This is a genomic window from Brevundimonas sp., from assembly GCF_050729455.1.
Taxonomy (GTDB): Bacteria; Pseudomonadota; Alphaproteobacteria; order Caulobacterales; family Caulobacteraceae; genus Brevundimonas.
In genome coordinates, this window is the sequence record NZ_JBOHLI010000019.1 from 11,604 (window position 1) to 31,130 (window position 19,527).

A 19,527-nucleotide genomic window follows, 5' to 3' on the forward strand; every position below is an offset into this window, starting at 1 on the left:
TCCCATATTGGGCGTCTGATGCGGAGAATGACCGGGAGCTTCCCATGTCGCGCCTTCTGCCCCTGATCGCCCTGGCCCTGGCGGCGGCCTGCTCGCCCGGCGAAACACCCGCCCGCGCGGCTCTGCCGAAACCGGCGCAGACCTATCAGACGGCGGTTTTCGCCGGCGGCTGCTTCTGGTCCACCGAGAAGGCGTTCGACGGCCTGCGCGGCGTGCGGTCCGCCGTGTCAGGCTTCGTCGGCGGCACGCGGCCCAATCCGACCTATGAGCAGGTGGTGCGCGGCGGGACCGGCTATCGCGAGGCGGTGCAGGTGACGTTCGATCCGGCCGTCGTCAGCTATCGCACCCTGGTCGACCGCTACTGGCGCACCATCGACCCGACTGATCCGACGGGCCAGTTCTGCGATCGGGGCCCGTCCTACGCCACGGCGGTTTACGCCACCGAGGCTCAGACCGCGACGGCCGAGGCGTCGCGGACGGCCGCGCGCGCCGCGCTCGGCGCCCGCAACTTCGTCACGCCCGTCTATCCCGCCATGCGCTTCTGGCCGGCCGGCGCCGAGCATCAGGACTTCGCCCGCCGGCATCCGGTCCGATACGAGGCCTACCGGATCGGTTGCCGCCGAAGCATCAGGCTGCACGCCCTGTGGGGCGAGGCCGCCGTCGGCTGATCAGTAGGTCTGGGCCTCGGCCGCGCGTTCTTCCAGATGGCCGTCCTTCAGGGCGAAGACGCGGTCCATATGGCCGGCCAGTTCCATGTTGTGGGTGGCGATCAGGGCGGCGACGCCCGTGGTCTTGGCCAGTTCGCGCAGGGCCTCGAACACCGCATGGCTGTTGGTCGGGTCAAGGTTGCCGGTCGGTTCGTCAGCCAGCAGCAGACGCGGGCTGTTGGCCAGCGAGCGGGCGATGGCGACGCGCTGCTGCTCGCCGCCCGACAACTGGGCGGGCTGGTGGGTGAAGCGCTCGCCCAGACCCAGGCTGGTCAACAGGGCCTCGGCGCGGCGACGCGCCTCGGCCTCGGAATGGCCCGCAATCCGCATCGGCAGGGCGACATTGTCCCGTGCGTCAAATTCCGGCAGCAGGTGGTGGAATTGATAGACGAAACCGATTCGCGACAGGCGCAGGCGCGTGCGCGCCCGCTCGTCCAGACCGCCGACGTCCTCGCCGTCGATCATGACCTGACCGCTGGTCGGGCGTTCCAGCAGACCGGCGGCGTGCAGCAAGCTCGACTTGCCCGAGCCCGACGGCCCGATCAGGCCGACGACCTCGCCCGGCATGATGTCCAGATCGACGCCCTTCAGCACCGTCAGCCCGCCCGAGGCGGTCGGATAGGTGCGGGTGATCCCGCGCAGGCGCAGGGTCGGCGTGGTGCTCAGCGGACTATTCAAAGCGCAGGGCCTCCACCGGGTCGATCCGCGACGCGTTCCACGACGGCGGCAGGCTGGCCAGGCAGCTCATGAAGAAGGAGAAGAGCGCCACCCAGGTCACGTCCCACGGATCGACCAGGGCCGGGATCGCGTCCAGCATATAGACATCGGCGTTGAACAACTGGACCCCCAGCAGGGCCTCGAGGAAGTGCTGGATCGCGCCGATGTTCAGGCAGAACAGCAGGCCCAGCACCAGACCGGCGATGGTGCCGCCGATGCCGATAGCCGCGCCCGAGACGAAGAAGATGCGCAGGATCGACGACGGGCTGGCCCCGACGGTGCGCAGGATGGCGATGTCGCGGGTCTTGTTCTTCACCAGCATGACGATGCCGCTGATGATGTTCATGGCGGCGATGGCGACAACCAGGCCCAGGATGATGCTCATGGCCACGCGCTCGACCTTGAGCGCGCCCCAGAAGGCGGCCAGGCGGATGCGCCAATCCTGCACGATGCTGCCCGGCCCGGCGGCCTGCTGCACCGGCGTCAGCAGGCTTTCGACCTGGTCAGGCTCGGCGACCTTCATCTCGATAACGTCCCAGACGCCCTCCTTGCCGAAGAAGAGCTGGGCCTGCTCCAGCGGCATGAAGATGAAGGCGCGGTCGTAGTCGGCGGTGCCGGAGCTGAAGATGCCGCCGACGCGATAGGTCTTTTCCAGACCGCCCAGGTTGCCGAAGGCGCTGTCTGCGCCTGTCGGCGAATAGATGGAGATGGCGCTGCCGACGCTCAGCCCCATCTGGTCGGCCAGAGCCTTGCCGATCAGAATGTTGTCGCCGCCGTATTCGCCGCGCCCGAAGGAGTCCCGCATTTCAGGCGTCAGGCTGTCATAGACGAACTTCGTCGAGGCCAGGTCCTGGGGCCGCACGCCGCGCACGATGCCGCCGGTCATCTGGCCGCCCGCACGGAACATGGCCGGGGCTTCCGTCAGCGGCGTCACCGAGACCACGCCCGGAACGTCGCCGATGCGCTTCAACGCCGCGTCGCGGTCCGGCGAGGTCAGCACCGGACCTTGCACGTACATATGCCCGTTGAACGACAGCATCCGCCCCAGCAACTCGCTGCGGAAACCGGCCATGATGCTCATCACGCTGATCAGCACCGCCACGGCCAGCATGATGCCGACAAAGCTGATGATGGCGATCAGGGCGACCCCGCCTTCCTTGCGCTTGGCGCGAAGGTAGCGAAGGGCCAGTCCGATCTCCCAGGCGGAGAAGGGACCGGCGGGTTTCACGGCGGGCGGCGCGGAGGCCGTCGCGGCGTCGGTCATTTCGTCAGCAGCTCCAGGGCGGCGTCCAGCGACAGGGTTTGCTTTTCGCCGGTGGCGCGGCGCTTCAGTTCCACCACGCCGTCGGCCAGGCCCTTGGGACCGACGGTCAGTTGCCACGGCACGCCGATCAGGTCGGCGGTGGCGAACTTGCCGCCCGGACGCTCGTCGGTGTCGTCGTAGAGGACATCCTTGCCCAGGGATTCGAGTTTGGCCACGGCCTCTTCACAGGCGGCCGAGACGGCCTCGTCGCTGGCGCGCAGGTTGATGACCACCACGTCGAACGGGGCGACCGAGTCCGGCCAGATGATGCCGCCGGCGTCGTGGCTGGCCTCGATGATGGCCCCCAGCAGGCGCGACACGCCGACGCCGTAGCTGCCCATGTGGACCTCGGTGTCCTGACCGTCCGGCCCGGCGACCCTGGCCTTCATCGGAGCCGAATATTTCGTGCCGAAGTAGAAGATGTGGCCGACCTCGATGCCGCGCGCCGACAGGCGGTCGCCTTCGACGGTCTGGGCCTCGAACTGGGCCGCGTCGTGCATTTCCTCGGTCGCGGCGTAGAGGGCCGTGCGCTCGTTGAAGACGCCTTCCAGCTGTTCGACGCTGAGGTTGTGGCCCGGCGCGTCCATCTCGACCAGCTTGCGGTCGCAGAAGACCTCGCTCTCGCCGGTGTCGGCCAGGACGATGAACTCGTGGCTCAGGTCGCCGCCGATCGGGCCGGTGTCGGCGCGCATCGGCACCGCCTTCAGGCCCAGACGCGAGAAGGTGTTCAGATAGGCCGCGAACATACGCTTGTAGGCGATGCGGGCCGAGGCCTCGTCCAGATCGAAGGAATAGGCGTCCTTCATCAGGAACTCGCGGCCGCGCATGACGCCGAAGCGCGGGCGGCGCTCGTCGCGGAACTTCCACTGGATATGGAAGAGGTTCAGCGGCAGGGCCTTGTACGATTTCACGTAGGCCCGGAAGATATCCGTGACCATTTCCTCGTTGGTCGGTCCGTACAGCAGCTCGCGTTCATGACGGTCGGTGATGCGCAGCATCTCCGGGCCATAGGCGTCGTAGCGGCCGCTCTCGCGCCACAGGTCGGCCAGTTGCAGCGTCGGCATCAGCAGCTCGACGGCGCCGGCCTTGACCTGCTCCTCGCGGACGATGTTCTCGATCTTGCGCAACACCCGCAGGCCCAGCGGCAGCCAGGCGTAGATGCCGGCGGCCTCCTGTTTGATCATGCCCGCGCGCAGCATCAGCTGGTGCGACACGATCTGGGCGTCGGAGGGGGCTTCTTTCAGGGTCGGCAGGAAGTAGCGCGACAGGCGCATGGCGAGAATCTCTGCAAAATCAGTCAGGCCCGAGTTTTAAACGGGCGAATGGGGCGAAAGCTAGAGCGCAGGCCCGCGCGTGAAGTCGGGCAGCGGGACCCAGCCCGTCCAGACGATGAAGACGATGAAGGCCCAGACGATGGCCGAGACCCAGGTCGTGGTGATGAATTTCTTCTTCAGCTGGGGGTCGGCCGGGGCGCCCCACTGGCTGCCGTCGCTCGGCGGCGTTTCAGCCTGCTTCGACGAGCCCAACGGCAGGATCGTGAACAGCACGATCCACCAAGAGGTCAGATACAGCGCCACCAGAGTGAAGGGGCCAAGAGGCATCGGGGCAAATCCATCCATCAGTTCGGGCGCCCTTCGCATTCCGCCCGCGTGCGCGGCGGGCTAAGGAAAGGCGCGAAACAAGGACGTCCTCATGCCACAGATCACCCTGGAACACTCCCCCCATTTCGACGGGACAGATTGGCGCGCCCTGGCGCTGGAGATCCACAAGCTGTGCGTGGACGTGGTCGGCGCGACGACCCAGGCGTGCAAGACGCGCATCGTGCGCTGCGACGACCTGATCATCGCCGACGGCGATCCGGCCCAGGCCATGGTCCACTGCGACCTGCGCATCCTGACCGGCCGCACCCAGGAACAGAAGACCGCGCTGGGCGAAGCGGTTCAGGCGGCCCTGCTGGCGGGCGTGAGGCCCTATGACGGCCCGGCCCAGATTTCCGTCGAGATCGGGAACCTGGACAAGGACAACTATCGGAAGATCACGCTGGGCGGCTGACGCCGCCTACGGGTGCGGGCGGCCGATGCCGTAGCGGGCCGCCCAGTAGGGCAGGATGTCGTCGTCCTGCAGGAAGCGGGCGCCGGTTTCTGCGCTGACCTGAGCGTCGGGCCAGTCGAACTCGCCGTCCAGCACCAACAGCGGACAGCTCTGGTTGGCCTCCCCCACCTCGGCCACCACGGCGGCGCGCGGACGGGGGTGATCCAGATGCGTCACCTGAACCTGCTCGCGCAGGCGCGGATAAAGGCCCAGCACCCCTTCGATCCGGGCGCCGGGCGGGCAATACCAGGGCCCGCCCTGATCGTCGAACCAGTCGGCGTTCAACAGATAGAGCCGATCCGCCATTACAGACGCAGGATCACGGTTTCGACGATGGGACGACGGTCCCAGATCTGCTGGCTGGCCTTCTTCAGGGCGCGGCTGACGGCCTGTTCGACCACCAGTTCATCGTCCAGAGCCTCGCCCTTCAGCTTGCGAACGGCCTGTTCGGCGCGCTCGGCCAGATCGTCGAGGATGTCGCCCAGCGGACGGTCCTCGTCACCCGGCAGGCCGATGCCGCGCACGTCGATGTCGCTGACGATCTTGCCGCGCTTGTCCATGGCGAAGCTGACGACCAGCACGCCGTTGGACGCCGCGTGCTTGCGCTCGCGCAGAGCCTCGCCCGCCTCCTCGACCAGCATGCCGCCGTCGACGAACAGACGGCCCGAGGGCACTTCGTCGATGATGGCGGCGGGTCCCGGGGCCAGACGCACCATGTCGCCGTTGCGCGGCGTCACGGTTTCGGGGACCTGCATGTCCTTGGCCAGATTGGCGTGTTCCATCAGGTGACGGCGCATGCCGTGGGTCGGCACCGCGATCTGCGGGCGCGCCCAGTTGTACATCTGACGCAGTTCGTCGCGGCACGGGTGGCCCGAGACGTGGATGCCGGGATGGTCCTTCTCGGTGTAGAGGCGCACGCCCCGGTCGGCCATCTTGTCCTGAAGACGGCCGATCGACAGCTCGTTGCCCGGAATGACCCGCGACGAGAAGATGCAGTGGTCGCCCTTGCCCAGCTTGATGAAGGGGTGGGTGCCTTCGGCCACGCGCGACAGAGCCGCGCGGACCTCGCCCTGGCTGCCGGTGCAGAGATACAGGATCTCGTCCTCGGGCCAGACGCGGGCCTCCTGTTCCGACAGGAAGGGTTTGACGTCGCTCAGCATGCCGACCGACTTGGCGGCGGCGGTGATGCGGTGCATGGAGCGCCCGGCCAGGGCCACGCGGCGGCCGGCGGCCTCGGCGGCGCGGATCACGCTGTCCATTCGCGCGACGTTGGAGGCGAAGCAGCCCACGGCGACGCGGCCCTTCAGGTCCTTGATCAGGGCGGCCAGAGCCACCTTCACGTCGCCCTCGGAGCCCGCCACGCCGTCCACGAAGACGTTGGTACTGTCGCAGACCATAGCCAGCACGCCCTCGTCGCCGAGGCGCTGGATGGTCTCGACGTCCGTGCGCTCGCCTACGACCGGATCATTGTCGATCTTCCAGTCGCCGGTGTGCAGGACGGTGCCCAGCGGGGTCTTGATGGCCAGACCGTTCGGCTCGGCGATCGAGTGGGTGATGGTGACGAAGGTCACGTCGAACGGACCCAGGTTCAGGTCGCCGCCCAGCGGAATCTCGTTCAGCTCGACATCGTCCAGAATGTCAGCGTCGCGCAGCTTCTCGCGGACCAGGTAGGCGGTGAAAGGCGTCGCATACAGCGGCGCCTTGATGCGCGGCCACAGCCAGCCCAGGGCGCCGATATGGTCCTCGTGGGCGTGCGTCAGCACGATGCCCAGAATGTTTTCACCCTCGAGGAAGGTGGGATCGGGCACGATCACGTCCACGCCGGGCGTGGAAGGGTCGCCGAAGGTCACGCCGACATCGACGATGATCCATTTGCGGTCGTGCGCCGGGCCGAAACCATAGGCGTTCAGGTTCATACCGACCTCGTTCGAGCCGCCCAGCGGCAGGAAGACGAGTTCGTCGTTTTGAGTTTTCTTTGTCATACGTCCCTAGAGGTGGGTATTCCGCCGCCAGATTTCGAGTAGGCCGCGGATGGTCAGGTCCGGATCAAACCGGTCGATTGAATTTGTGGAGCCTTCAAACAGGGAGGCGACACCGCCGGTGCCGACGACCGTCATGGGCTTGCCCCACTCGGCCTTGATGCGGTCCACCAGTCCTTCGATCAGGGCGATGTAGCCCCAGAAGACGCCCGACTGCATGGAGGTGACGGTGTCGCGCCCGATGACGACATCGGGGCGTTGAATGGCGATGCGCGGCAGCTTTGCCGCGGCTTCATGCAGGGCCTGCAGCGACAGGTTGATGCCCGGCGCGATCAGGCCGCCCTCGAAGGCCCCCTGCCCCCGTTCGCCCGCCCCGGACACCACGTCGAAGGTCGTGGCCGTGCCGCTGTCGATCAGCAGCAGGTCGCCCTCATAAATCTGCAGCGCGCCGATGGCGTTGACCAGACGGTCGGCCCCCGCCTCGCTGGGCTTGGGAATGCGCACCTCGATGCCGAGATTGACGTTCTCGCCGATCACCAGGGGCTCAACCGCGATATAGCGCCGCGCCAGGTTGCGCAGGTTGAAGATCGACTGCGGCACCACGCTGGAGATGATGCACCCGTCGAGGTCCTTCATATTCAGACCCTTGCCGCGCATCTCGAACAGCTGATGCAGCCAGACGGCGTATTCGTCGGCCGTGCGCATGGCGTCCGTGGCCGTGCGCCATTGGGCGATCCATTCGTTCCCGTCGTGAACGGCGAACAGGGTGTTGGTGTTGCCTTGCTCGATCGCCAGCAGCATCAGGCAGCCTCTCCGAAAAAGACGTCACCGGCGGAGATCACCCGCAGCGATCCGTCCGGCAGTTTCAGACGCAGCGATCCGTCCGCCTCGACCCCGTCGGCCACGCCAGTCAGGGTCTCGTTGGTCAGCCGCGCCGTGCAGGGGCCGTGCAGACCGGGCGTCCGCGCGGTCCAGGCGTCGAGAATAGGCTGGAAGCCCAGCGTCATCCAGCGGTCCAGCCAGACGCCGAAGGTCTCGGCCAGCGCCTTGGCGGCCTCATCGACGGTCGGCGCCGAGGCCACGCCGTGGTTCAGGTGCTCTGCGATGCAGGTGGCGGGGCGTTCGGTGTCACCGGGCGTCTGGCTCAGGTTCACGCCGATGCCGACCGCCAGCCACAGGCCGCCTGACGGCGCCGGACCTGACTCGATCAGGATGCCCGAGGTCTTGCGCCCGTCCAGCAGCACGTCGTTGGGCCATTTGATCGTGACCAGAGCCGGCGGGACATAGCGGTCCAGCAGGTCCGCCACCGCCAGAGACGCGGCGAAGGTCAGCTGCGCAGCCTCGGCGGGGGATTTCCGCGTCAGCAGCAGCAGGGTGGAGGCGAGATTGCCGCTCTCGCTCTCCCATTTGCGTCCACGACGGCCACGACCGGCCGTCTGGCGCCGCGCCGCGATCCACAGCGGCCCGACCTCGCCCGCCTCGGCGCGGCGGCGCGCCTCGGCGTTGGTGGAGTCGGTTTCGTCGAGAATCAGGACCGGCGCGGCCAAAGACCCTTACCCGACGCCGACGCCCGAGGCGGCGACGCGGGTCAGCGGCTCCAACCAGGTCAGGGCCACGATCACCAGCGGGAAGCAGAAGGCGGCGGCCGCCAAGGCGATCGACTTGGCTTCCAGCGGCGACTTGTCGGTCGTCACGTCGAACTCCGGCGTATCGAACCACATCACCTTGATGATGCGCAGATAGTAGAAGCCGGCCACGACCGAGGCGACCAGACCGGCGGCGCCGGCCATCCAGTAGCCCGCGTCGGCGGCGGCGCCGAAGACGAAGAACTTGCCCCAGAAGCCCGACATCGGCGGAATGCCGACGGCTGACAGCGACAGGATAGTCAGGGCCACCGCCGTCAGCGGACGATCCTTCTTGAGACCGGCCAGGTCGGCGATCTTGCGGATCGGACGACCGTTGCGGCTCAGCGACAGCAGGACGGCGAAGAAGCCGAACTGGTCGATGACGTACAGGGTCATGAACATCAGCGTGGCTTGGACGCCGGCTTCGGTGCCCGCCGCCACGCCCAGCAGGGCGTAGCCGATGTTGATGATCGAGGAATAGGCCAGCAGGCGCTGGACGTCCTTCTGCATCAGACCGCCGAACGAACCGACGGCGAAGCTGATCAGCGAGATCAGGATGATGACCTGGGCCCACTGGCCATGGGCGACGCCGAAGCCTTCGACCAGCACGCGGATGATCAGCACCATGGCGGCGATCTTGGGCGCCGTGGCGAACAGGGCCACGACCGGGGTCGGGGCGCCTTCATAGACGTCGGGCGTCCACATATGGAACGGCGCGGCCGAAACCTTGAATGCCAGACCGCAGATCAGGAAGACCAGACCGAAGATCAGGCCCGGGCCCGGGTTGGCGGTGGCGAAGGCGGCGATGTCGACGAAGCGCATCGAGCCGGCGAAGCCGTAGATCAGGCTGGCGCCGTAGAGCAGCAGACCCGACGACAGGGCGCCCAGGACGAAATACTTCAGGCCCGCTTCCGAGGCCTTCAGGTTGTCGCGGTGATAGGCGGCCAGCACGTAGAGCGCCAGCGAGTGCAGCTCGATGCCGATGTAGAGCGAGATCAGGTCGCCGGACGAGGCCATCATCCCCATGCCGGCCGAGGCCAGCACGATCAGGATCGGATACTCGAACTTGGCGATGCGGGTGCGATGCATCCAGCCATCGCCGAGGACGATGGCGACCGCCGCCGACAGGAAGATGGCGACCTTGCCGTAAACGGCCAGCGGATCGGCCACATAGGCGCCGTTGAAGGCCGTACCCAGCGGGCCGACGGCGGCCAGAACCGAGGCGACGGCCAGCAGCAGGATCGACAGACCCGAGACCAGGCGCGTCGACTTCTCGCCGGTGAAGGCGCCGAGCATGAGCAGCACCAGCCCGCCGACCGCGAGGGTCGCTTCGGGGGCGGCGAGGTTCAGGGCGGAAGACAGATCAGTCATTATGCTCTCACCCGCCGATGGCTGCGCGATAGGCGGTCGTCAGGGCCTCAACGCTTGGCCCGGTGTAGTCGAGGACGGCGTTGGGATAGAGGCCCAGCCAGATGGTGCCGACGATCAGCGGCACGAAGATCAGCAGCTCGCGCTTGTCGATGTCCGTGATGGTCTGCAGCGCCGGGTTCTTGATCTCGCCGTACATGACGTTGCGGAACAGCGTCAGGGCGTAGACCGCCGAGAAGATGACGCCCGAAGCCGCGACCAGGGCCGTCCAGGTCGAGACCTGATAGGCGCCGGTCATCGTCAGCACTTCGCCGATGAAGCCCGAGGTGCCCGGCAGGCCGACGTTGGCCATGGTGAACATCAGGAAGATGGCCGCATACCAGGGCATCCGCGCCGTCAGGCCGCCGTAGAAGGCGATCTCGCGCGTGTGCATCCGGTCATAGACCACGCCGACGCAGAGGAAGAGCGCGCCCGAGATCAGGCCGTGGCTCAGCATCTGGAAGACCGCGCCCTGAACGCCCGTGTCGTTGCCGGCAAAGATGCCCATGGTCACGAAGCCCATGTGGGCGACCGACGAATAGGCGATCAGCTTCTTGATGTCGGTCTGACGGAAGGCGACCAGCGACGTATAGACCACGGCGATCACCGACAGGGTGAAGACCAGGGGCGTGAACATCTGCGACGCCTGCGGGAACATCGGCAGGTTGAACAGGATGAAGCCGTAGCCGCCGAGCTTCAGCAGGATGCCGGCCAGGATGACCGAACCGGCCGTCGGCGCCTGAACGTGGGCGTCCGGCAGCCAGGTGTGGACCGGCCACATCGGCATCTTGACCGCGAACGAGGCGAAGAAGGCCAGCCACAGGATCGGCTGCACGGCCGGATCGAAAGCGTACGTCTTCAGCTCGGGGATGCTGGTGGTGCCCGTCTCATGGGCCATCCACAGCATGGCCAGCAGCATCAGCACCGACCCCAGCAGGGTGTAGAGGAAGAACTTGTACGAGGCGTAGATCCGGTTGGCGCCGCCCCAGATGCCGATGATCAGGAACATCGGCACCAGAGTGCCTTCGAAGAAGATGTAGAAGAGGAACAGGTCCAGCGACGTGAAGACGCCGATGACCAGGGTCTCCAGCACCAGAAAGGCGACCATGTATTCGACGACGCGCGTCTCGATCGACTTCCAGCTGGCCACGATGCAGATCGGCATCAGGAAGGCGGTCAGCAGGACGAACAGGATCGAGATCCCGTCCACGCCCAGGTGATAACCGGCGCCGGCGAACCAGGCGTAGTTTTCAACGAACTGGTAGGCCGGGTTCGACGGATCGAACTGGGTGACCAGCAGGACGGACACGGCCAGCACCACCAGGGTGGTGCCCAGGGCGATCCAGCGCGCGGCCGGGGCCGCGGCGTCCTGGCCGCCCTTGTTCATCATGCCGGCCAGAAGCAGCAGACCGGCGCCGACCAGCGGCAGGAAGGTGACGATGCTCAGAATGTGAGGCACGAGGCTCAGGCTCCCCACGTGAAGATGGCGAAGGCAAGGAACACAGCCACGCCGATCAGCATCACGAATGCATAGAAGTAGACGAAACCGGACTGGAAGCGCGACAGCCAGCCGCCCGATTTCAGCGAAGCCCAGGCCGCGCCGTTGGGGCCAAGGCCGTCGATGATCTTCACGTCGCCGATCTTCCAGAAGAAGTCGCCGATCGCCTTGGCGCCCTTCACGAAGACGGCGTCATACAGCTCATCGAAGAACCACTTGTTGTAGAGGAAGGTCCACAGCGGTCCCTTGCGCTCGGCCCACTCCTTGGCGACGCCTTCCTTCAGGACATAGATCCAGAAGGCGGCGAAGGTGCCCGTCAGGGTCACGACCAGCGGCGCCCACTTCACCCAGGTCGGGACGTTGTGGCTCTCGTGCAGGACGTGGTTGGCGCCGCCGACAAAGATGGCGCCGCGCCAGAACTCGGCCTCATGGTGACCGATGAAGTGCGGGGCGAAGATCATGCCCGCGAACATGGCGCCGATCGACAGCACCAGCAGCGGCAGGACCATGGCCAGCGGGCTCTCATGCGGCTGCAGCGGACCGTGGTGATGGTCGTCGTGCGCGTGATCGTCGCCGTCCAGCGGCTCGGAGTGCGTCTCCAGCTGGGCGTGCGAGGCGTGGTCGTCGGCGGCGTGATGACCGTCGTCTTTCCACTGGGCCTTGCCGTGGAAGGTCATGAAGACCAGGCGCCACGAGTAGTAGGCCGTCAGCAGGGCCGCCGAGATGCCGATGACGAAGGCGAACATCCCCGCGACCGAGTGGCCGCTCGTCGCCGCCGCATAGGCGCTCTCGAGGATGGAGTCCTTGGAATAGAAGCCGGCGAAGCCGCCGACGCCGGGCAGACCCAGGCCGGTGATGGCGATGGTGCCGATCATCATGACCGCGTAGGTCACGGGCAGCAGCTTCCACAGGCCGCCCATGCCCCGCATATCCTGCTCGTGGTGCATGCCGTGGATCACCGAACCGGCGCCCAAGAATAGCAGGGCCTTGAAGAAGGCGTGCGTGAACAGGTGGAACATGGCCGGCTGATAGGCGCCGACGCCCGCCGCGAAGAACATATAGCCCAGCTGCGAACAGGTCGAATAGGCGATCACCCGCTTGATGTCGTTCTGCATCATGCCGACAGTCGCGGCGAAGATGGCCGTGATCCCGCCGATGATGGCGATGACCAGCGAGGCGAGCGGCGCGTGCTCATACAGCGGCGACAGCAGGCAGACCATGTAGACGCCGGCGGTGACCATGGTCGCCGCGTGGATCAGGGCCGACACAGGCGTCGGGCCTTCCATCGCGTCCGGCAGCCAGGTGTGCAGGAAGAACTGGGCCGACTTGCCCATGGCGCCGATGAACAGCAGCACGCCGGCCAGATCCAGCGCCGACCAGGTGTAGCCCAGGAATTCCCAGCCCGTGCCGGCCTTGCCGGCGATCTGCGGGAACAGCTTGGCGAACTCGATCGTGCCGAACATCCAGAAGACGGTCATCATGCCGAGCAGGAAGCCGAAGTCGCCGACGCGGTTGACCACGAAGGCCTTGATGGCGGCGGCCGAGGCGGTGTCCTTCTTGAACCAGAAGCCGATCAGCAGATAGGAGGCCAGACCCACGCCTTCCCAGCCGAAGAACATCTGCAGGAAGTCGGCGGCCGTCACCAGCGCCAGCATCATGAAGGTGAACAGCGACAGGTAGGCGAAGAAGCGCGGCCGGCTGTCGTCCTCGGCCATGTAGCCCCAAGAATACAGGTGGACCAGCGACGACACCGTCGTCACCACGATCAGCATGGTGGCCGACATGGCGTCCACGCGGATCGACCAGTTCGACTGGAAGTCGCCGACGTGGATGAAGGGCGCGAGGTGGACGGTGAAGGCTTCGAGCCCGCCCCAGGTCCACTGGCTGAACACGATCCACGAGATCGCGCACGAGAAGAACAGCAGGCCGGTCGTGACCGACTGCGAGGCGATGTTCCCGATCCTGCGACCGAAGAAGCCAGCGATCATGGCCCCCAGCAGGGGGGCGAAGACGCCGAGAGTGACGAGAGTCTGGATAGTCACGGTTCCGATCAGCCCTTCATCACGGAGGCGTCGTCAACCGCGATGTCGCCGCGGTTACGGAAGAAGGTCACCAGGATCGCCAGGCCGACGGCGGCTTCAGCCGCGGCGACGGTCAGGACGAACATGGCCATCAGCTGACCCGACACATCGTTGAGATAGGTCGAGAAGGCGACGAAGTTGATGTTCACCGCGAGCAGGATCAGCTCGACCGACATCAGGATGATGATGACGTTCTTGCGGTTCACGAAGATGCCGAACACCCCGATGGTGAACAGCATGGCGGCGACCGCCAGGTAGTGCTGGAGCGAGATGTCCATCACAGAAGCTCCTCGGGGGTGACGCCCTGCCCGGTCGGCGCGGCCTTGACCTCGACCGACTTGTTGCGGTCGCGATTGACCTGCGAGGACGGATCCTGGCGGCGGATGTTCGGCTTGTGACGCAGAGTCAGGACGATGGCCCCGATCATGGCGATCAGCAGGACAATGCCGGCGGCCTGGAAGAAGTAGACGTAGTCCGTGTACAGCACCCGGCCGATCGTCTCGACGTTCGAGGCGTCAGGCCCGGCGGCGATCGGCGCGAGCGCCGCCTTGGCCGCCCCGCCCTGCACCACGGTGATCGACACCATGATCATCTCGGCCAGCAGCACGCCGGCGATGATTCCCGCCAGCGGCAGGTAGCGGGCGTAGCCTTCGCGGAGGCGGACGAAGTCGACGTCCAGCATCATGACCACGAACAGGAACAGCACCGCGACGGCGCCGACGTAGACGACCACCAGCAGCATGGCCAGGAACTCTGCGCCCAGCAGGACGAACAGGCCGGCGGCCGAGAAGAAGCTGAGGATCAGCCACAGGACGGAGTGCACGGGATTGCGCGCGGTCACGACCAGAAGGCCCGAAACCACGGCGACCGTCGCCAGAAGATAAAACGCTATGCCTTGCAGCATGGGTGGGACAAAGCCCCCTTCAAAGTCTTGCGCGGCGATCCCGTGGCGGAATCGCGGCTCGGTTTAGCGATACGGAGCGTCGAGTTCCAGATTCTTCGCGATCAGCCGTTCCCAGCGGTCGCCGTTGTCCAGCAGTCGGGCCTTGTCATAGAGCAGTTCTTCGCGCGTCTCGGTGGCGAACTCGCTGTTCGGTCCCTCGACGATGGCGTCCACCGGGCAGGCCTCCTGGCACAGGCCGCAGTAGATGCACTTGACCATGTCGATGTCGTAGCGCGTCGTGCGGCGGCTGCCGTCGGCGCGCGGTTCGGCCTCGATGGTGATGGCCTGGGCCGGGCAGATGGCCTCGCACAGCTTGCAGGCGATGCAGCGCTCTTCGCCGTTCGGATAGCGGCGCAGCGCGTGTTCGCCGCGGAAGCGCGGCGACTGCGGGTTGCGCTCGAACGGATAGTTCACCGTCGCCTTCGGCTTCATCATGTACTTCATCGACAGGCCGACGGCGCCGAACACGTCGGTCAGCATCGCGCCCTTGGCCGCCTGAACGATACGGGTCAGCATTACGATTTCACTCCGGCGCACTCGCGTTCATAGCGCGCGCTTTCCTTGTCGAGGGTTCCGCACAGGCGTGCACGTTCAGCGTCTTCACGCTGGATACGCTCCACCTTGCGCTCCCATTGATAGACCGAAACGGGTTCGGCCTCGTACGAGGCGCAGCCGCCGGCTGCGCCTGCCAGGATCAGGCCCGTCAGCAATGTGGCGCGAACGCCCATCACGCGCCCACCGCGAAGACGCGCCAGGCCGCCACGACCACCACGGCCACCAGCGACGCGGGCAGGAAGATCTTCCAGCCCAGGCGCATCAGCTGGTCGTAGCGATAGCGAGGCACGAAGGCCTTCACCAGGGCGATCATGAAGAACCAGAAGACGATCTTGGCCGCGAAGACCAGGAAGTAGAACAGATTGGCGACGAAGGTCGGCCAGCTGTCCAGGAAGTCCGTCGGGAAGCCCGGGTTCCAGCCGCCGCAGAACAGCAGGCTGATCATGGCGCACATGAAGACGATGTTGGCGTACTCGCCGATCATGAACAGCAGGTAGGGCGTCGAGGAATATTCGACCTGATAACCGGCCACCAGTTCCGACTCCGCTTCGGGAAGGTCGAAGGGCGGGCGGTTGGTCTCGGCCAGGGCCGAGATGAAGAAGACCACGGTCATCGGCAGCATGACCACGATGGTCGGCAGGGTGTCGAGGCCGCCGCCGAACATGTTCCAGTTCCAGATCCAGCCGTTCTGCTGGGTGACGATCTGGGTCAGGTTCATCGTCCCGGCCAGCAGGATGACGTTGATGATGATGAGGCCCATCGAGACCTCATAGGACACCATCTGCGCCGCCGAACGCAGCGAACCCAGGAACGGATACTTCGAGTTCGAAGCCCAGCCGCCCATGATGATGCCGTAAACGCCCAGCGAGCTGATCGCGAGAATGTACAGCACGCCGACGTTCAGGTCCGAGATCACCCAGCCCGGCGCGAACGGGATCACCGCCCAGGCGATGAAGGCCAGGATGAAGGTGATCAGAGGCGCGGCCAGGAAGACGACCTTGTCGGAGCCCGACGGGACGACGATTTCCTTGAGCACGAACTTGAAGAAGTCGGCGAAGGACTGCAGCAGGCCGAACGGGCCGACCACGTTGGGGCCTTTGCGCATCTGCACGCCGGCCCAGATCTTGCGGTCCGCCAGCAGCAGGAAGGCCAGCGAGATCAGGATCCCGACCGTGACGATCAGGATGCCGCCGATGGTGGCGAGGGTCCAGCCGAGGGGCGTGGTCCAGAAGGAGGTCGCAGCGTCCATGATTTACTCCGCCGCCAGGGCGACCGGCGCCGTCCGCTCGGCGGACAGTTGGGCCATCGTTTCGCTGGCGCGCGCGATCGGGTTGGTCAGGTAGGGATCAGCGATGGTCGAGACGAAGGCGACGTCGCCCAGATCGCCCTTGGCGCCCAGAGCCGCCACATCGAACGCCGCAGCCGGCGCCAGATAGTCGATGCGGCCGAAGGTCGGATGGTCGCCCATCAGCTTGGCGCGCAGTTGCTCCAGGGTGTCGAACGGCAGCTTGTGGCCGACCCGTTCCGACAGGGCGCGGATGATGGCCCAGTCTTCCTTGGCCTCGCCCTTCGGGAAGACGACGCGTTCGGCCATCTGCACCCGGCCCTCGGTGTTCACGTAGAGGCCCGACTTCTCGGTGTAGGCGGCGCCCGGCAGGATGACGTCGGCGTTGTGCGCGCCGCGGTCGCCGTGCGAACCCAGATAGACGCGGAAGGCGTCCGAGGCCGAGGCGTTGACCTCGTCGGCGCCCAGCAGGAACAGCACGTCCAGCGCGCCCGGCTTGAGCATGGCGGCCACGTCCAGGCCGCCGTCGGCGGGGACGAAGCCCATGTCCAGACCGCCGACGCGCGCGGCGGCGGTATGCAGGACGTTGAAGCCGTTCCAGCCGTCCTTGACCACGCCGACCTTCTTGGCCAGCGCGCCCAGGGCGTTCAGCACGGCCGCGCCGGTCTCGCCGATCAGGGCGCCCGCGCCGACGATGATCGCCGGGCGTTCAGCCTTGGTCAGGAAGTCGACAGCCGCCTTGGGCAGCTTGCCCAGGGTCTTCGAGCCGGCGCCGAGGTAGTTGTACTCATAGGTCAGGTCGACCTGCTGGCCGATGACGCCGATCTCGGCGGCGCCCTTCAGCCAGACCTTGCGCAGGCGCGTGTTCAGCAGCGGCGCTTCCGTGCGCGGGTTGGCCCCAACGATCAGGATGGCGTCAGCGTTTTCAATGCCTTGCAGGCCGGAGTTGAACAGCCAGCCCTCACGAGCCCCCTGCCCGATCGCGGCGCCGTCCTGACGGCAGTCGGTGTTGGCCGAGCCCAGGGCGCGGAACAGGTCCAGCGTCGCCTTCATCGACTCGGCGTCCTGCAGGTCGCCGGCGATGACGCCGATGCGGTCAGCCGAAGCCGACTTCAGCTTGGCGGCGACGGCGTTCAGCGCCTCGTCCCACGACGCGGCGCGCAGCTTGCCGTTTTCGCGCACGAAGGGACGATCCAGACGCTGGCGCGCCAGACCATCGACGGCGTAGCGGCTCTTGTCCGACAGCCACTCTTCGTTGATGCCCTCGTTCACGCGCGGCAGAACACGCATGACCTCGGCGCCGCGCGCGTCGGCGCGGATGTTCGAGCCCAGGGCGTCCATGACGTCGATGGTCTCGGTCTTCTTCAGCTCCCACGGACGATAGTGGTACTGCCAGGGACGGTGCGTCAGGGCGCCCACCGGGCACAGGTCGTTGACGTTGCCCGACAGCTCGCTGTCGATGTTCTTTTCCAGATAGGTCGTGATCTCGGCGCTTTCGCCGCGCGAGATCATGCCGATGTCCGGCACGCCGGCCACTTCGGTGATGAAGCGAACGCAACGCGTGCACTGGATGCAGCGCGTCATGAACGTCTTGACCGTCGGGCCCATGTTCTTTTCTTCGACCGCGCGCTTGTTCTCGCCGTAGCGCGAACCGTCGCGGCCATAGCCGACGGCCTGGTCCTGCAGGTCGCACTCGCCGCCCTGGTCGCAGATCGGGCAATCCAGCGGGTGGTTGATGAGCAGGAACTCCATCACCCCTTCGCGGGCCTTCTTGACCATCGGCGTGTCGGTGAAGATCTCTTGGCCCTCAGCGGCCGGAAGGGCGCACGAAGCCTGCGGCTTCGGCGGTCCGGGCTTCACCTCGACCAGGCACATCCGGCAGTTGCCGGCGATGGACAGGCGCTCGTGGTAGCAGAAACGCGGGATCTCTTGTCCGGCGCGCTCTGCGACCTGCAGAACCGTCATGCCGGGTTCGAACTCGGTTTCGACGCCGTTGACCTTGGCGATAGGCATTACGATTACTCCGCCGCGATCGCGTGGCCGGCGAAGTTCGCGCGGCGGCTGCGGTAGGTGTTGATGCGGTCTTCGATCTCGTGGCGGAAGTGCCGGATCAGGCCCTGAACGGGCCAGGCGGCGGCGTCGCCGAGGGCGCAGATGGTGTGGCCTTCGACCTGACCGGCCACGTCGAGCAGCAGGTCGATTTCGGAAGGATCAGCGTCGCCGACGGCCATGCGTTCCAGCACGCGCCACATCCAGCCGGTGCCTTCGCGGCACGGCGTGCACTGGCCGCAGCTCTCGTGCTTGAAGAAGTAGCTGATGCGGGCGATCGCCTTAACGATGTCGGTGGACTCGTCCATGACGGTCACGCCGGCCGTCCCCAGCGACGAGCGCATCTCGCGCATGGAGTCGAAGTCCATCAGCGCGACTTCAGCCTGCTCGCGCGTGATGACCGGGCAGGACGCGCCGCCCGGAATGATGGCTTTCAGGTTGCCCCAGCCGCCACGCACGCCGCCGCCGTGATCTTCGATCAACTGGCGCAGCGGCATCGACATGGCTTCTTCGACCACGCAGGGCGTGTTCACGTGCCCCGACAGGGACATCAGCTTGGTGCCGGTGTTGTTCGGACGACCGAAGCTGGCGAACCAGTCCGCGCCGCGACGCAGGATGGTGCCGACCACAGCGATCGATTCCACGTTGTTCACGGTCGTCGGGCAGCCATAGAGGCCAGCGCCGGCCGGGAACGGCGGCTTCAGGCGCGGCTGGCCCTTCTTGCCTTCCAGGGATTCCAGCAGGGCGGTCTCTTCGCCGCAGATATAGGCCCCGGCGCCGTGGTGGATATAGACGTCGAAGTCCCAGCCGTGGACGTTGTTCTTGCCGATCAGCTTGGCCTCATAGGCCTGCTTGACGGCGGCTTCCATGCGCTCGCGCTCCAGCACGTACTCGCCGCGCAGGTAGATGTAGCAGGCGTGGGCCTGCATCGCGAACGAGGCGATCAGGGCGCCTTCGATCAGCAGTTGCGGATCATGGCGCATGATCTCGCGGTCTTTGCAGGTCGCGGGCTCGGACTCGTCGGCGTTGATGACGAGGTAGTGAGGACGATCCTTCACTTCCTTGGGCATGAAGGACCACTTCAGGCCGGTCGAGAAACCGGCGCCGCCGCGTCCGCGCAGGCCCGAGTTCTTGACGTTGGTGATGATCCAGTCACGGCCAAGGTCCAGCATGTCCTTGGTGGCGTTCCACGCGCCGCGCTGCTTCGCCCCCTCAAGGCCCCAGTCCTGGAGGCCGTAGAGGTTGGTGAAGATGCGATCCTTGTCTTCGAGGATTCCGACCATGAGC

20 protein-coding genes are annotated in these 19,527 nt (G+C 66.2%); 2 read left to right on the top strand and 18 right to left on the bottom strand.

What is annotated here, in order from left to right; translation table 11 throughout:
- The first annotated feature begins 44 nt into the window (after positions 1 to 44).
- Entirely contained in the window at positions 45 to 668 is a 624-nt protein-coding gene (gene msrA / locus ACREEF_RS06785; RefSeq protein ID WP_431564837.1) for a peptide-methionine (S)-S-oxide reductase MsrA, read from the top strand.
- Here msrA and ACREEF_RS06790 read toward each other — a convergent pair whose 3' ends face one another.
- The 4 genes from ACREEF_RS06790 to ACREEF_RS06805 are packed head-to-tail and all read right to left on the bottom strand — an operon-like array spanning position 669 to position 4,328.
- On the bottom strand, positions 669 to 1,385 hold the full coding sequence (locus tag ACREEF_RS06790; RefSeq protein WP_431564838.1) for an ABC transporter ATP-binding protein: 717 nt from the start codon (positions 1,383 to 1,385) through the stop codon (positions 669 to 671). It lies immediately after the preceding gene.
- Positions 1,378 to 2,688, bottom strand: a complete 1,311-nt coding sequence (locus tag ACREEF_RS06795) for a lipoprotein-releasing ABC transporter permease subunit (protein WP_431564839.1) — start codon at positions 2,686 to 2,688, stop codon at positions 1,378 to 1,380. Before ACREEF_RS06795 ends, ACREEF_RS06790 begins: the two co-directional genes overlap by 8 nt.
- Positions 2,685 to 4,001: a proline--tRNA ligase gene (proS, locus tag ACREEF_RS06800; protein ID WP_431564840.1), complete on the bottom strand. Its 1,317-nt coding sequence runs from the start codon at positions 3,999 to 4,001 to the stop codon at positions 2,685 to 2,687. The genes ACREEF_RS06795 and proS overlap by 4 nt, the downstream gene beginning before the upstream one ends.
- A gap of 60 nt (positions 4,002 to 4,061) precedes the next feature.
- The gene (locus ACREEF_RS06805; RefSeq protein ID WP_431564841.1) at positions 4,062 to 4,328 is read right to left on the bottom strand and encodes a DUF1467 family protein; all 267 of its coding nucleotides are present in this window, start codon (positions 4,326 to 4,328) and stop codon (positions 4,062 to 4,064) included.
- Positions 4,329 to 4,419: 91 nt separating this feature from the next.
- Between ACREEF_RS06805 and ACREEF_RS06810 the strand changes: the two genes are divergently transcribed.
- The gene (locus tag ACREEF_RS06810) at positions 4,420 to 4,779 is read left to right on the top strand and encodes a 5-carboxymethyl-2-hydroxymuconate Delta-isomerase (protein ID WP_431564842.1); all 360 of its coding nucleotides are present in this window, start codon (positions 4,420 to 4,422) and stop codon (positions 4,777 to 4,779) included.
- 6 nt (positions 4,780 to 4,785) lie between these two features.
- On the opposite strand, the gene ACREEF_RS06815 is transcribed toward ACREEF_RS06810, so the two are convergent.
- The 14 genes from ACREEF_RS06815 to nuoF form a co-directional block, all read right to left on the bottom strand.
- Entirely contained in the window at positions 4,786 to 5,124 is a 339-nt protein-coding gene (locus ACREEF_RS06815) for a DUF3088 family protein (RefSeq protein ID WP_431564843.1), read from the bottom strand.
- On the bottom strand, positions 5,124 to 6,800 hold the full coding sequence (locus ACREEF_RS06820) for a ribonuclease J (RefSeq protein ID WP_431564844.1): 1,677 nt from the start codon (positions 6,798 to 6,800) through the stop codon (positions 5,124 to 5,126). Before ACREEF_RS06820 ends, ACREEF_RS06815 begins: the two co-directional genes overlap by 1 nt.
- A gap of 6 nt (positions 6,801 to 6,806) precedes the next feature.
- Positions 6,807 to 7,601, bottom strand: a complete 795-nt coding sequence (locus ACREEF_RS06825; protein ID WP_431564870.1) for a type III pantothenate kinase — start codon at positions 7,599 to 7,601, stop codon at positions 6,807 to 6,809.
- Complete coding sequence (locus ACREEF_RS06830; protein WP_431564845.1) at positions 7,598 to 8,344, bottom strand: biotin--[acetyl-CoA-carboxylase] ligase; 747 nt, start codon at positions 8,342 to 8,344, stop codon at positions 7,598 to 7,600. The genes ACREEF_RS06825 and ACREEF_RS06830 overlap by 4 nt, the downstream gene beginning before the upstream one ends.
- Positions 8,345 to 8,350: 6 nt before the next feature.
- Complete coding sequence (gene nuoN, locus ACREEF_RS06835; protein ID WP_431564846.1) at positions 8,351 to 9,793, bottom strand: NADH-quinone oxidoreductase subunit NuoN; 1,443 nt, start codon at positions 9,791 to 9,793, stop codon at positions 8,351 to 8,353.
- Between the two features lie 7 nt (positions 9,794 to 9,800).
- Positions 9,801 to 11,288 carry an NADH-quinone oxidoreductase subunit M gene (locus tag ACREEF_RS06840; RefSeq protein WP_431564847.1) on the bottom strand — a complete coding sequence of 496 codons (1,488 nt, stop codon included), beginning with the start codon at positions 11,286 to 11,288 and terminating at the stop codon, positions 9,801 to 9,803.
- Positions 11,289 to 11,293: 5 nt separating this feature from the next.
- A complete protein-coding gene (gene nuoL, locus ACREEF_RS06845; protein ID WP_431564871.1) occupies positions 11,294 to 13,363 on the bottom strand; it encodes an NADH-quinone oxidoreductase subunit L in 2,070 nt (689 codons plus the stop codon).
- Positions 13,364 to 13,377: 14 nt separating this feature from the next.
- Positions 13,378 to 13,686 carry an NADH-quinone oxidoreductase subunit NuoK gene (gene nuoK / locus ACREEF_RS06850; protein WP_105563431.1) on the bottom strand — a complete coding sequence of 103 codons (309 nt, stop codon included), beginning with the start codon at positions 13,684 to 13,686 and terminating at the stop codon, positions 13,378 to 13,380.
- Positions 13,686 to 14,312 (bottom strand): NADH-quinone oxidoreductase subunit J, encoded by a 627-nt coding sequence (locus ACREEF_RS06855; RefSeq protein WP_431564848.1) that lies wholly within the window; start codon positions 14,310 to 14,312, stop codon positions 13,686 to 13,688. Before ACREEF_RS06855 ends, nuoK begins: the two co-directional genes overlap by 1 nt.
- Before the next feature lie 63 nt (positions 14,313 to 14,375).
- A complete protein-coding gene (gene nuoI / locus ACREEF_RS06860; protein ID WP_040345161.1) occupies positions 14,376 to 14,867 on the bottom strand; it encodes an NADH-quinone oxidoreductase subunit NuoI in 492 nt (163 codons plus the stop codon).
- Positions 14,867 to 15,079 carry a hypothetical protein gene (locus ACREEF_RS06865; RefSeq protein ID WP_431564849.1) on the bottom strand — a complete coding sequence of 71 codons (213 nt, stop codon included), beginning with the start codon at positions 15,077 to 15,079 and terminating at the stop codon, positions 14,867 to 14,869. Before ACREEF_RS06865 ends, nuoI begins: the two co-directional genes overlap by 1 nt.
- A complete protein-coding gene (gene nuoH / locus ACREEF_RS06870) occupies positions 15,079 to 16,155 on the bottom strand; it encodes an NADH-quinone oxidoreductase subunit NuoH (RefSeq protein WP_431564850.1) in 1,077 nt (358 codons plus the stop codon). The genes ACREEF_RS06865 and nuoH overlap by 1 nt, the downstream gene beginning before the upstream one ends.
- A 3-nt stretch (positions 16,156 to 16,158) precedes the next feature.
- Positions 16,159 to 18,204, bottom strand: coding sequence for an NADH-quinone oxidoreductase subunit NuoG (gene nuoG, locus ACREEF_RS06875; protein WP_431564851.1), 2,046 nt, complete (start codon positions 18,202 to 18,204; stop codon positions 16,159 to 16,161).
- Between the two features lie 5 nt (positions 18,205 to 18,209).
- Positions 18,210 to 19,523: an NADH-quinone oxidoreductase subunit NuoF gene (gene nuoF, locus ACREEF_RS06880; RefSeq protein ID WP_431564852.1), complete on the bottom strand. Its 1,314-nt coding sequence runs from the start codon at positions 19,521 to 19,523 to the stop codon at positions 18,210 to 18,212.
- Positions 19,524 to 19,527: the final 4 nt, after the last annotated feature.

What these genes read in the sequence shown, in the direction of transcription:
- msrA (WP_431564837.1), top strand. Translation starts at nt 45, where the DNA reads ATGTCGCGCCTTCTGCCCCTGATCGCCCTGGCCCTGGCGGCGGCCTGC.
- nuoH (WP_431564850.1), bottom strand. Translation starts at nt 16,155, where the DNA reads ATGGACGCTGCGACCTCCTTCTGGACCACGCCCCTCGGCTGGACCCTC.
- ACREEF_RS06865 (WP_431564849.1), bottom strand. Translation starts at nt 15,079, where the DNA reads ATGGGCGTTCGCGCCACATTGCTGACGGGCCTGATCCTGGCAGGCGCA.
- nuoG (WP_431564851.1), bottom strand. Translation starts at nt 18,204, where the DNA reads ATGCCTATCGCCAAGGTCAACGGCGTCGAAACCGAGTTCGAACCCGGC.
- nuoN (WP_431564846.1), bottom strand. Translation starts at nt 9,793, where the DNA reads ATGACTGATCTGTCTTCCGCCCTGAACCTCGCCGCCCCCGAAGCGACC.
- nuoI (WP_040345161.1), bottom strand. Translation starts at nt 14,867, where the DNA reads ATGCTGACCCGTATCGTTCAGGCGGCCAAGGGCGCGATGCTGACCGAC.
- ACREEF_RS06855 (WP_431564848.1), bottom strand. Translation starts at nt 14,312, where the DNA reads ATGCTGCAAGGCATAGCGTTTTATCTTCTGGCGACGGTCGCCGTGGTT.
- ACREEF_RS06805 (WP_431564841.1), bottom strand. Translation starts at nt 4,328, where the DNA reads ATGCCTCTTGGCCCCTTCACTCTGGTGGCGCTGTATCTGACCTCTTGG.
- nuoK (WP_105563431.1), bottom strand. Translation starts at nt 13,686, where the DNA reads ATGGACATCTCGCTCCAGCACTACCTGGCGGTCGCCGCCATGCTGTTC.
- ACREEF_RS06820 (WP_431564844.1), bottom strand. Translation starts at nt 6,800, where the DNA reads ATGACAAAGAAAACTCAAAACGACGAACTCGTCTTCCTGCCGCTGGGC.
- ACREEF_RS06815 (WP_431564843.1), bottom strand. Translation starts at nt 5,124, where the DNA reads ATGGCGGATCGGCTCTATCTGTTGAACGCCGACTGGTTCGACGATCAG.
- ACREEF_RS06795 (WP_431564839.1), bottom strand. Translation starts at nt 2,688, where the DNA reads ATGACCGACGCCGCGACGGCCTCCGCGCCGCCCGCCGTGAAACCCGCC.
- nuoF (WP_431564852.1), bottom strand. Translation starts at nt 19,523, where the DNA reads ATGGTCGGAATCCTCGAAGACAAGGATCGCATCTTCACCAACCTCTAC.
- ACREEF_RS06810 (WP_431564842.1), top strand. Translation starts at nt 4,420, where the DNA reads ATGCCACAGATCACCCTGGAACACTCCCCCCATTTCGACGGGACAGAT.
- proS (WP_431564840.1), bottom strand. Translation starts at nt 4,001, where the DNA reads ATGCGCCTGTCGCGCTACTTCCTGCCGACCCTGAAAGAAGCCCCCTCC.